The organism is Microvirga sp. HBU67558 (genome assembly GCF_018069605.1).
GTDB lineage: Bacteria > Pseudomonadota > Alphaproteobacteria > Rhizobiales > Beijerinckiaceae > Microvirga > Microvirga terrae.
In genome coordinates, this window is sequence record NZ_JAGPUP010000547.1 from 1 (window position 1) to 11,770 (window position 11,770).

Here is an 11,770-nt window from a genome sequence, read left to right on the forward strand (position 1 = left end):
CCCGGTGATCCCGATGACGTGAGGCGCCGAGCCCTTCCGTGGCGGGAGGCCGGCACAAGGCCGGCCATGACGTGGGGAGGTCCGCCGGACGGAAGCGGGATCACCGGCACGAGGCCGGTGATGACGTGCAGGTGTCTCAGCTATGGATCGGAGAGGTGTGGGTATGAAAGGCCTTCAGGCGCCGGAACAGAGGCGTGTCGTAGTTGGACGGCGTTTCGATCTCGCCGGTGATCCAGCCGAGGAGATCGCGGTCGCTCACCTCGATCAGACGCTCGAACTCGTCGAGATCCTCCTCCGAGAGGTCGCCGATCTCGGCATCCGCGAACCGGCCCATGATCAGGTCCATCTCGCGCATGCCGCGATGCCAGGAGCGGTAGAGGATCTGCCTGCGCCGGGTGTCGAGGCCGGCGCTGCTGCGTGTCGTTCCGCTCATGGCATTGCTCCGGTCGGTCAAAGAGGGCGCCGCGTCCGGGCGGCCCGCCGGGACCGCACCCGGCGATGCGCCGCATAAAGGATCGAGCCCCGGAATTGATCCCAAAAGTGCATTCCACTTTCGGCCCCGATGCTCTAGCCGCTATATAACCATCTCCCTGCCCGTTGCCATCCCGTCGAATGTCATTGCGTCCGTCCATTCTCGATCCGCTCTTCGCCCCGGCCAACACCCTGCCGGGCGTCGGTCCCAAGATCGCCCCCCTGCTCGACCGCCTCCTCGGCGAACCGGGCAAGCCCACGCGCGTCATGGACCTCCTGTTCCATGTGCCGACCAGCGGCATCTCGCGGGAGATGAAGGGATCGGTTGCCGACGCGCCCGTGGGCGAGCCGGTGACCCTGTCGGTCACCGTCGTGGCTCACCGCCCGCCGCCGCCCGGCCGCCGGGCGCCGTACCGGATCCTGGTCGAGGACGAGACCGGAGACGTGACACTGATCTTCTTCAACGGCCAGAAGGCCCGCCTCGAGAAGATCCTGCCGGTGGGCGAGCGCCGTTACGTGTCGGGCAAGATCGAGCTCTGGGACGGGCGGCGCCAGATGGTCCACCCGGATCGGATCCTCGACGAGAAGAGCATCGAGAGCCTGCCGGCCGTCGAGGCCGTGTACGGGCTGACCGAGGGGCTCTCCTCGCGCATGGTCGGCAAGTTCATCGGCTCGGCGCTCGACAAGGTGCCCGGGCTGCCGGAATGGCAGGATGCGGCCTGGCTCGACCGCAACGCCCTACCGGAGTTCCGGCAGGCTCTACATGTTCTCCATAGGCCGGACAGCGCATCGCAACTGTCCGAGGAGGCGCTCGCCAAGTCGGCCCCGCGCCGGCGCCTCGCCTATGACGAACTGCTCGCCTCCCAGCTCGCGCTCGCTCTGGTGCGAAGCCGCATGCGGCGCCTTCCGGGCCGGGTGAACGCGGGCGACGGCCATCTCGTCGAACGGCTGAAGGCCGCCCTGCCCTTCGGCCTCACGGGCTCCCAGGCCCAGGCTATCGAGGACATCCGGAACGATCTCGTGTCCGACAAGAAGATGCTGCGCCTGCTCCAGGGCGACGTGGGGTCGGGCAAGACCGTTGTCGGCCTCCTCACCATGGCGAGCGCCATCGAGGCCGGCCGCCAAGCCGCCATGATGGCCCCGACCGAGATCCTCGCCCGCCAGCATTACGAGCGTCTGGCCCCCATGGCCGAGCAGGCGGGGCTCACCATCGCGCTGCTCACGGGGCGGGAGAAGGGCGTCGCCCGCCGGACCATCCTGGCCGGTCTCGCGGACGGCAGCATCCAGATCGCGGTCGGCACCCATGCCCTGTTTCAGGAGGGGGTGGCGTTCCAGGACCTCGGCGTCGCGGTCGTGGACGAGCAGCACCGATTCGGCGTGCACCAGCGCCTGGCGCTCGGCTCCAAGGGCGAGGCCGTCGACATCCTGGTCATGACCGCCACACCGATCCCCCGCACCCTGGCGCTCACCTATTTCGGCGACATGGACGTGTCGGTGCTCAGCGAAAAGCCGGCTGGCCGCAAGCCGATCGCCACGAAGCTCATCGCCATCGACCGGCTCGACGAGGTCGTGGGCGGGATCGGGCGCGCCATCGCCAACGGCGATCAGGTCTATTGGGTCTGCCCGCTCGTGGGCGAGTCCGAGTCCATCGACCTCGCGGCCGCCGAGGAGCGGTTCGAGATGCTCCAGGGCTTCTTCGGCGACCGGGTCGGCCTCGTGCACGGCAAGATGGCCGGCCGGGACAAGGACGCCGCCATGGAGCGCTTCTCCGGCGGCGAGACCAAGATCCTCGTGTCCACCACGGTGATCGAGGTCGGCGTCGACGTGCCCAACGCCACGATCATGGTGATCGAGCACGCCGAGCGCTTCGGCCTCGCCCAGCTTCATCAGCTGCGGGGCCGCATCGGCCGCGGTTCGAAATCCTCCACCTGCCTCCTGGTCTACAAAGGGCCCCTCGGCCAGGTGGCCCAGGCGAGGCTCGAGATGATGCGGCAGACCGAGGACGGATTCCGAATCGCCGAGGAGGACCTGCGCCTGCGCGGCGAGGGCGAGGTCCTGGGCACCCGCCAGTCCGGCACGCCCGGCTTCAAACTCGCCCGCCTGGAGACGGACGGCGACCTTCTCGCCGCCGCCCGGGACGACGCCCGTCTGATCGTCGACCGGGACCCCGACCTGGTCAGCGAGCGCGGCCAGGCCCTGCGGGTCCTGCTCTACCTGTTCGAGCGGGATTCCGCGATCCGGCTGTTGAGGGCCGGCTAAACCAGTTTCAGTGCCATGAGGCAGCGCCGGGCCGGATCGTGCCCGGCCTCCGCCTCGGCGCGCAACTTGCCGCGATGACCGGGCCGGGCGTCCTCCGGGTCGATCTCGACGAAGCCGAGGCGGGCATAAAACGGTCCGTTCCACGGCAGGTCTCGGTAGGTCGTCAGCGTGATGGCGTCGAATTCCTCGCGTCTGCCATGTTCGATGACAGCTTCCACCAGCCGCCTACCAATTCCCTGCCGGTGACAGGACGCTGCAACCGACACCTCGGCGATGTAGAGATGCCCGTCCAGCTCGTGGGCGGCGAGGAAGCCGACCGGCTCATCCCGTTCGTCGGCAGCCACCCATACCGTTTCGTCCCGGCACAGGGCCGCCAGAACGGCCGAATCCATCGTGCCGCCCTCCGCCAGCCATGCCAGGCCCACATCCCTGAAGACCGAAGCCGCCGAACGTTCGACGCCGGCGAGCTTGGTCAGGTCGCCAGGTCGGGCAGGACGGACCGATCCACGGAACGCCGTCACTCCACCGTCACGGACTTGGCGAGATTGCGTGGCTGGTCCACGTCTTTGCCCATGAACACGGCCGTGTGATAGGCGAGAAGCTGGATCGGAACGGCGTTCACGATCGGCGCCACGATCGGGTGCACGGACGGCAGCACGATGGTCGCCATTGTGTCGAGCCCGGCTTCGAGGGCGCCGCGCTCGTCCGTGATGAGGATGATGCGTCCGCCGCGGGCCGCCACCTCCTGCATGTTGGAGACGGTCTTCTCGAAAATGGCGTCATGGGGCGCAATCACGATGACCGGCATCGTCTCGTCGATGAGCGCAATGGGGCCATGCTTCAGTTCGCCTGCCGCGTAGCCTTCGGCGTGGATGTAGGAGATCTCCTTGAGCTTCAGGGCGCCTTCCATGGCGAGCGGGTAGGACGTGCCGCGTCCCAGGTAGAGCACGTCCTTCGCCTTGGAGAGGTCGCGGGCCAGGATCTCGATCTGGTGCTCGCGTTTCATCGCCTCGGTCATCTGGCCGGGAACAGCGATGAGGGCGTCCACCAGTTCCTTCTCCTCGTCCGCGCTGAGCGTGCCCCGCGCGCGGCCGGCCGCGATGGCGAGCGATAGCAGCACGGTGAGCTGGCACGTGAAGGCCTTCGTCGAGGCGACACCGACTTCCACGCCGGCGAGCGTCTGCGCGATCACGTCGCTCTCACGGGCCATCGTGGAGGTCGGCACGTTCACCACGGACAGCGTATGCTGCTTCTCGGCGGTAGCGTAGCGCAATGACGCGAGCGTGTCGGCCGTTTCTCCGGACTGGGATACGAAAAGCGCCAAGCCGCCTGGCTCCATGGGAGCCTCCCGGTAGCGAAACTCGGACGCCACGTCGATCTCGACCGGGATCCGCGCGAGGCGCTCGAACCAGTATTTGGCGATCAACCCAGCCAAGTAGGCCGTTCCGCAGGCTGAAATGGAGATGCGTTTCAGAGACTTGAAGTCGAAGGGCAGTTCGAATGGAAGTTCAACACGTTCGGAGGTGAAATTGACATAATGGGCGAGCGTACGGCCTACGACCTCGGCCTGTTCGTGGATCTCCTTCGCCATGAAATGGCGATAATTGCCCTTGTCGGCCAGAAAGTTTCCGACCGGGATCTTATGACGAACCCGCTGCACCGGCCTGCCGCTCTCGTCCCGGATATCGGCGCCGCGGCGGGTCAGGATCGCCCAATCCCCGTCGTCCAGATACGCGACCTCGTCGGTGAACGGCGCCAGCGCCAGCGCGTCGGATCCGAGATACATCTCGCCGTCGCCGTACCCGATGGCGAGAGGAGCTCCGTGCCGGGCGCCGATCAGCAGGTCGTCCTCCCCTGAGAACAGGAAGCCGAGGGCAAACGCGCCACGCAGCCGCGGCAAGGTCACGGCAACCGCCTCGATGGGCGGGCGCCCCTGACGGATCTCGTAGGTCACGAGCTGAGCCACCACCTCGGTGTCCGTCTCGGTTTCGAACCGGATGCCCTTGGCTTCGAGCCCGGTCTTCAGTTCACGGAAATTTTCGATGATTCCATTGTGAACGACTGCGAGCCTGTCGGTGGCATGCGGATGGGCGTTGGTCTCATTGGGCTTGCCGTGGGTGGCCCAGCGGGTATGGCCGATCCCGATCACGCCGGACAGCGGGGACTGGGACAGCTTCGTCTCGAGATTCCGCAACTTGCCCTCGGCGCGCCGGCGGTGAAGGCGCCCCTCTTCAAGGGTTGCGACGCCTGCGGAATCATAGCCCCGATATTCGAGCCGCTTGAGGGCCTCGACGATCTGAGACGCAACAGGAGCTTTTCCGACGATTCCAACGATCCCGCACATGCCTGCTACCTTCTCATCCGATCAGCGCCACGCTTGCCGTTCTCTTACAGAGGCTCGACGGCGCGGGGGAATCAACTTGCATAACGTATTGTGACAAGGGCGTTTATTTTCCCTTGGCGGCCTGCGCCTTTTCCCGGAATGCGATGGCCCAGTCCTCCTTCACAATCTGACGTCCACGGCCAAGACCCAAGGCATCATCGGGGATATCGTCCGTAATAACCGAGCCGGACCCGACGAAAGCGCCCTTCCCGATCGTGACAGGAGCGACGAGCGAGGAGTTCGACCCGATGAAGGCTCCCTCGCCGATCTCGGTCCGGTATTTTCCGAAGCCGTCGTAATTGCAGGTGATCGTGCCCGCGCCGATATTCGCCCCGGCCCCAACGCTCGCATCACCGAGATAGGTCAGGTGGCTCACCTTGGCGCCGGCTCCGAGTTCAGTGTTCTTGATCTCGACGAAGTTTCCGACTTTAGCCTTCGGGCCGACGGAAGCGCCCGGACGCAGTCGCGCGAATGGTCCGACGCCGGCCCCGGGTGCGATCCGTGCGCCCTCGAGATGACTGAAGCTGTGGACGACAGCGCCATCCTCGACGACCACACCGGGGCCGAAGACCACGTGAGGCTCCACCACGACGTCCCGGCCCAGTCGCGTATCGTGGCTGAGAAAAACGGTCTCCGGCGCGACCAGGGTGACGCCCGACGCCATGACCTCCTGGCGCAGCCGATCCTGGATCATACGCTCGGCGGCCGCGAGCTGGGCTCGATCGTTGACGCCGTGGACCTCGTCCTCCGGCACGATGGCGACGGCCGTTCGGTATCCGAGGCCATGGGCGATCTCGACGATGTCGGTCAGATAGTACTCGCCCTTGGCGTTGCGGTTTTCGACCCGCCCGAGCAACGAGAGCGCCAGGTCGCCGCGGATGGCCATCAGGCCGCCGTTGCACAGGGTGATCGCCTGCTCGGCCTCGGTGGCGTCCTTGTGCTCACGGATAGCGAGAAGCTCGTCGCCCGAGGTGATGAAGCGGCCGTAGCCGGTGGGATCCTGTGCCTCGAAACCCATGGCGACCAGACCCGCCCCTCGAGCCAGAGGAGCCCGAAGCTTGGCGAAGGTTTCGGCCAGGACGAGCGGCGTATCGCCAAAGGCGACGATCACGTCGTCTGCCCCCTGCTCGAGAGCGTCCCGGGCGCTCAGGACCGCATGGGCGGTGCCGAGTCGGTCCCGCTGAACGAAGATCTGCGCTCCGGGGAAGCCTTTCCGAACCTCGTTCGCCACGTCCTCGCGGTCAGGTCCGACGACTGCCGCAACGCTCGTGGCACCAGCCTTCGCGAGGGTGGACAGCACGTGTCCGATCATGGAGCGGTTCGCCACCTGGTGCAAAACCTTGGGCTTCCCGGAATTCATCCGGGTGCCTTCGCCGGCCGCGAGCACGACGGCAAGGCAGCTCCGATCAGAGGGCGTCTTGAAGGAGGCGGTCGAGGTCATACAGTTTCAATCCGGTGGCGCTTTGCCGTGGAGCTAGATCAGAAGGAGTATTTCGGCAATCATTTCATGAGCAATGGGGCGCTTTCCGCTGCGGGGCTCGTTTACTTCATGCTCACGATTGACGATATGTATAGGGCATTCCAACTGTCTGGCTGAAGAGCCTCGTTCACACAAGAGTATTGCTGTGCCGGTTTCGCCAAGGGGCCCGTCCCCCTTCTCCCTTCGCCGGCGCGACATGCTGGCCTATATCGGCGTCTCCGTCGCCGGGCTTGCTTTCGCGCCAGTCGTCCGAGGTCAGACACCCCAGGCGACGATTTCGGCCAGGATGGGCGACAATCAGCGGTTCGACCCGGCGGTCGTGGTCGACATCGCGCGGCAACTCTCCAAGAAGCCCTATGCGGCCGCCCCGAACGACCTGCCGGACGTGTTCGCCAACCTGAACCAGGAGCAGTACTCAGCGATTCGGTATACCCAACCTGCCATCTGGAGCACCGAAGCCCGCGGCATCTCCGTGGAACCGCTCCACCGAGGTTTCGTCTTTCGGGATGCGGTCGACCTGTTCGTCGTGGAGGACGGCGCCGTCCGGCGGATCGGGTTCAGCCCAACGCAGTTCGATTATGGCCGCATCAATCTGCCGAACAATATAGCGGATATCGGCTATTCCGGCTTCAAGTTGATCGCGCAGCTCGGAAACGGCAAGCCGTTCGACTTCGCCTTCGTTCAGGGCGGCACGTTCTTTCGTGCGATTGCCCGGGGCCAAACCTATGGGGCCATCGCAAGGGCCTTGACCCTGCGTCCGGCCGAAGCTCGCGGCGAGGAGTTTCCGGTCTTCCGCGCCTTCTGGCTGGAACGGCCAGGAGTCGGCAGCAATGCCATCACGGTCCATGGGGTGCTCGACTCGGAATCGACCAGCGGAGCGGTGCGCATGACCTTCCGCCCGGGCGACATGACCATCGTCGACGTGGAAACGACCCTCTTCCCACGGGTCAACCTGGAACATGTTGGCTTGGGCGGCATCGCGTCGACGTATCTCTACGGACCCAACGATCTCCTGAACTCCGACGATATCAGACCGGCAGTCTATGAATCCTCCGGTCTCCAGATGCTCAACGGGTCTGGAGAGTGGCTGTGGCGTCCGTTACACAATCCGGAAACCCTTCAGATTTCGGCCTTCGTCGATAGCTCGCCACGCGGATTCGGCCTTTTGCAGCGCGAACGCTCCTATGAAGCGTTCCAGGATGACGAGCAGCGGTTCGAGCGCCGTCCCAGCCTCTGGATCGAACCCCTCGGCGATTGGGGCCAGGGCAGCGTCCAACTCCTCGAGATCCCGACGGATGCGGAGATCAACGACAACATTCTCACCTACTGGCGGCCCAAGGCGCCGATGACGGCTGGATCCGAGGTCGCGGTTGCATACCGTCAATACTGGGGATGGAACTCGCCCGAGCGTCCGCCGCTCGCGACCGTGTCATCCACCCGCTCTGGACGAGGCAGCGGAGGCCGGAGGCGGCGTTTCACCGTCGACTTCACCGGGGACGCGCTGGGTGACAATTTGCCGGCGGACCTTAAATCCGTTCTAACCGTTGGCCCTGGGACGTTCCAGAACCTCAAACTTTTGCCATATCCGGAACGAAAGACGGTACGTGTTGCATTCGAGCTTGACCCGGGCAACGAAAACGCGTGTGAGATGCGCCTGATCCTTGAATCAGGCGGGAAACCGATTAGCGAGACATGGCTTTATCGTTGGACACCGTAAGTCCCGACACAAACCCGAATGTGGCCGCGCTCGAGCGGCCTGCATCCGCTATGCCCCCGGAAAAGCACCTCGACATGCCGACGCAATCGCTGCGGCATTGGTCGGACGCGGAGGAGCGCAGGCCGCTTTCCCAGCATTCCAAGATGGGAACATGGCTGGCCCGTCTCTTCGTGTTCGGAGGAGGCCTGCTGCTGACGGCCTACGGCACCTACGAGATGTACCAGGTCGTGTCGGTGAGCCGCACGACCGCCCTCCAGTGGGTTCTCGTTGCCCTGTTCACGGTGAATTTCTCCTGGATTGCGGTTGCGTTCACCAGCGCCCTGTTGGGCTTCTTCGCCCTGCTGCGACGGCCCGGGCACCGGGGACCGCTGCCGTCCTCGCTGCAGCAATGCACCGCCATCGTCATGCCGGTCTACAACGAACAGACCGACCGCACCTTCGCGGCCCTCGAAGCGATCTATGAATCAGTTCACGCGACGGGTCTGGGTGATCATTTCGATTACTTCATCTTGTCCGACACCACGAATCCGGATGCCTGGATCGCCGAGGAACGCGCGTTCCTGGCTCTCAGGGAACGGTTGGGCCCCAATGCGCGGTTCTACTACCGGCACCGGCAGAAGAACCATCACCGCAAGGCTGGCAACATCGCCGATTTCGTGTCCCGGTGGGGCGGTCACTACGAGCACATGCTGGTGCTTGATGCCGACAGTCTGATGACTGGCGACTGCATCGTGCGGCTCGCGGCAGCCATGGAAGCCGATCCCGATGCCGGCATCATCCAGTCGCTGCCGCTGATCATCAACCGCAACACGCTCTTCGCCCGCCTCCAGCAATATGCCGCCCGGGTCACCGGGCCGGTCATCGCCATGGGGCTGGCGGTCTGGATGGGACGCGACGGCAATTACTGGGGCCATAACGCGATCATCCGCACCAGGGCCTTTGCCGCGCACGGCGGGCTACCAGACCTCAAGGGCAAGCCCCCCTTCGGCGGCCATATCCTGAGCCATGACTTCGTCGAGGCCGCGCTGCTGCGCCGCGCCGGCTGGTCGGTCTACATGCTGGCCGACCTTCAGGGATCCTACGAGGAGAGCCCGCCGTCCCTCATCGACCTGTCGGCCCGCGACCGGCGCTGGTGCCAGGGCAATCTCCAGCACATGCGGGTCATCGGCGCAAAAGGCTTGAAGCTGCCGACGCGACAGCATTTCGCAACCGGCATCATGTCCTACTTGGCCTCCCCGTTCTGGCTGTTCCAGCTGATCGTCGGTATCGCGCTCGTCCTGCAGACGACCTATATCCGGCCGGAATATTTTGCCCGCGACTTCCGGCTCTACCCGATCTGGCCCCGGTTCGATCCCGAGCGAGCCCTGGCGCTCTTCGCGCTGACAATGGGGATTCTGCTGGCACCGAAAGTCTTCGGTCTTCTGCTGATGCTCATCCGCAACCACGACCGGCGCGCGTCCGGCGGGGGCATCCGCCTGATCATCTCGTCCACGATCGAGATCATTCTGTCTGCCCTCCTGGCCCCGATCCTGATGCTCATCCAGTCCGGGTCGGTCTTCCAGATCCTGCTCGGCCGCGACACGGGCTGGCAGCCGCAGCGCCGCGACGACGGATCGATTCCCTTTAAGGATATCGTCCGCCGCCACCGGGCCCATACGGTTCTCGGTGCCCTGGCGGGCATCTCGGCCTTCATGATCGCCACGTCCCTGTTCCTGTGGATGTCGCCGACGATCATCGGCCTGCTGCTCGCCATTCCCCTGTCATGGCTCAGCGGTCGGCTCGGGGCCGGACTGGCGCTGAAACGCCTCGGGCTCCTGAGGACCCCGGAGGAGCATCAGCCCCCAGCCATTGCAACCCGCGCGAACGAACTGCAGGCGCGCAACGTGACGTTCGGCTTCGACGATGCGGACAGCATCCGGGCCATCTACGCGGATGCGAACCTGAGGGAGCGGCATATCGAGATGCTTCCGCCCGCCCTGCCGCGCAAGCGGGGCATCATCGAGACTGAGCGGGCTCTGGCCGAGGCCAAGCTGGTCGACGCCGAAACCATCGAGGATGCGGTCAGCTGGCTTCACAACAAGGAGCGCATGGTCGTTCTCCACGACCGGGCGCTGATCGACATGCTCGTCCACCTGAAGGCGAAGTCCCCGGAGGCTCAGGCGGCCGAGTAGCGATCACAGAAATTCGGGGCGTCAGGCCCCGTTTTTCATCGGGCCTCCGGGAGAGGCCCTCTCGCTATCGCCGACCACTTCGCTCAAGACCCAATCGCGGAAGGCTTCGATCTTCGCGGAGCGTTTTCGGGCCTTCGGGTAAACGAGCCAGTAGCTCCGATCCGTCGTAGCCAGCAGGTCGAACGGCTTGACGAGCCGTCCGGATGCAAGATCGTCGGGAAAGAAGAACGGATTGATGAGCGCCACGCCCTGACCGGCAATGGCCGCCATGCCTTCGAACTGCTGAACGCCGAGGGAATTGTCCGGACGGCGCGAGAGATCGACATCCTGCACGCCGGCTGCATTGAACCAGTCCTGCCACCACGGATCGCTCGGCGATATGAGAGGAAGCTTCAGGATGTCGACGGGCTCCCGCAGCTCGACGTCCCTGAGCAGGGCCGGGCTGCACACGGGCACGAACTGGTTCGGAAACAAGACATGGGCTTCGAGCCCTGGCCAATCCCCTGTACCACTTCTGATCCCGATATCGAACTCGCTTTGAGCGAACTCGACAACCTCGGTCGAGACGGAGATCTGAACCGCGATATTCGGATGGAGCTGGCGAAAGCGGCCCAGGCGCGGCACGAGCCAGTTGGAAGCGAACGTCGACAGGGTGGTGATCGACAGGACCGTCTGCACCATCTCCTCCACGCCTGCGAAGGCGTTGCGGAGGGATTCGAAGGCTTCCGTCACGGCCGGGGCGAGTTGCTTCCCCTTGGCCGTCAAGGTCACCTGACGGGGCAATCGGATGAAGAGCGGTGCCCCGACACGATCCTCGAGGATCTTGATCTGGTAGCTCACGGCAGCCTGCGTCATGCCGAGCTCCTCTGCCGCACGGGTAAAGCTCTGATGACGCGCAGCCGCCTCGAAGACCCGGACAGCGCTCATCGGCGGGAGTTTTGACGGCGGTTTAGACATAATGATCCATAAGGCTGCCTTATGCCAGCCCATCGGCATTTGCTTTGTCAAGTGCCGCCCTCCGGCGCATCCTCAATCTTATCGGCCGGGGCTCTCACGCCCCACCAAACAACCACGGTAGCTGTCATGAGATACGACGATGCCCGCCGCCTTCGCGGCGCCGAGGGCGCTTGGCTGCGCCTGAAGCTCTGGTTCCGGCCCGTTTCCCGGAAAACACGACCCGTGATCTGGGATCTGGGTGCCCTGTCCGATCACGAACGTCGCGACATCGGCCTGCCGGAGCCTGTCCGCTACATGGATTGGCGCGCCCTGAGGGACCAGAGGTAGATCGA

9 protein-coding genes are annotated in these 11,770 nt (G+C 64.9%); 4 read left to right on the forward strand and 5 right to left on the reverse strand.

The features are described from left to right. Window positions 1-136: 136 nt before the first annotated feature. Window positions 137-433, reverse strand: coding sequence for a succinate dehydrogenase assembly factor 2 (locus tag KBI52_RS22615; protein ID WP_210811842.1), 297 nt, complete (start codon window positions 431-433; stop codon window positions 137-139). A gap of 179 nt (window positions 434-612) precedes the next feature. Between KBI52_RS22615 and recG the strand changes: the two genes are divergently transcribed. Continuing rightward, on the forward strand, window positions 613-2,730 hold the full coding sequence (gene recG, locus KBI52_RS22620) for an ATP-dependent DNA helicase RecG (RefSeq protein WP_173946873.1): 2,118 nt from the start codon (window positions 613-615) through the stop codon (window positions 2,728-2,730). On the opposite strand, the gene KBI52_RS22625 is transcribed toward recG, so the two are convergent. The 3 genes from KBI52_RS22625 to glmU all read right to left on the reverse strand — a co-directional run bounded on the left by KBI52_RS22625 (window position 2,727) and on the right by glmU (window position 6,554). Further along, a complete protein-coding gene (locus KBI52_RS22625; RefSeq protein ID WP_173946874.1) occupies window positions 2,727-3,251 on the reverse strand; it encodes a GNAT family N-acetyltransferase in 525 nt (174 codons plus the stop codon). The two genes, recG and KBI52_RS22625, sit on opposite strands and share 4 nt — an antisense overlap. Further along, window positions 3,248-5,074 (reverse strand): glutamine--fructose-6-phosphate transaminase (isomerizing), encoded by a 1,827-nt coding sequence (glmS, locus tag KBI52_RS22630; RefSeq protein ID WP_173946875.1) that lies wholly within the window; start codon window positions 5,072-5,074, stop codon window positions 3,248-3,250. Before glmS ends, KBI52_RS22625 begins: the two co-directional genes overlap by 4 nt. 103 nt (window positions 5,075-5,177) lie before the next feature. Beyond that, window positions 5,178-6,554 (reverse strand): bifunctional UDP-N-acetylglucosamine diphosphorylase/glucosamine-1-phosphate N-acetyltransferase GlmU, encoded by a 1,377-nt coding sequence (gene glmU, locus KBI52_RS22635; protein ID WP_210811843.1) that lies wholly within the window; start codon window positions 6,552-6,554, stop codon window positions 5,178-5,180. A 184-nt stretch (window positions 6,555-6,738) separates the two neighbouring features. Between glmU and KBI52_RS22640 the strand changes: the two genes are divergently transcribed. Next, window positions 6,739-8,310 (forward strand): glucan biosynthesis protein, encoded by a 1,572-nt coding sequence (locus KBI52_RS22640; protein WP_262265642.1) that lies wholly within the window; start codon window positions 6,739-6,741, stop codon window positions 8,308-8,310. After that, complete coding sequence (gene mdoH, locus KBI52_RS22645) at window positions 8,286-10,481, forward strand: glucans biosynthesis glucosyltransferase MdoH (protein ID WP_173946877.1); 2,196 nt, start codon at window positions 8,286-8,288, stop codon at window positions 10,479-10,481. Before KBI52_RS22640 ends, mdoH begins: the two co-directional genes overlap by 25 nt. A 21-nt stretch (window positions 10,482-10,502) precedes the next feature. Here the strand turns inward: mdoH and gcvA are convergent, their stop codons facing one another. Further along, on the reverse strand, window positions 10,503-11,438 hold the full coding sequence (gene gcvA, locus KBI52_RS22650; RefSeq protein ID WP_210811844.1) for a transcriptional regulator GcvA: 936 nt from the start codon (window positions 11,436-11,438) through the stop codon (window positions 10,503-10,505). A 126-nt stretch (window positions 11,439-11,564) separates the two neighbouring features. On the opposite strand from gcvA, the gene KBI52_RS22655 reads away from it, so the two are divergent. After that, window positions 11,565-11,765 carry a hypothetical protein gene (locus KBI52_RS22655; RefSeq protein ID WP_173946879.1) on the forward strand — a complete coding sequence of 67 codons (201 nt, stop codon included), beginning with the start codon at window positions 11,565-11,567 and terminating at the stop codon, window positions 11,763-11,765. Window positions 11,766-11,770: the final 5 nt, after the last annotated feature.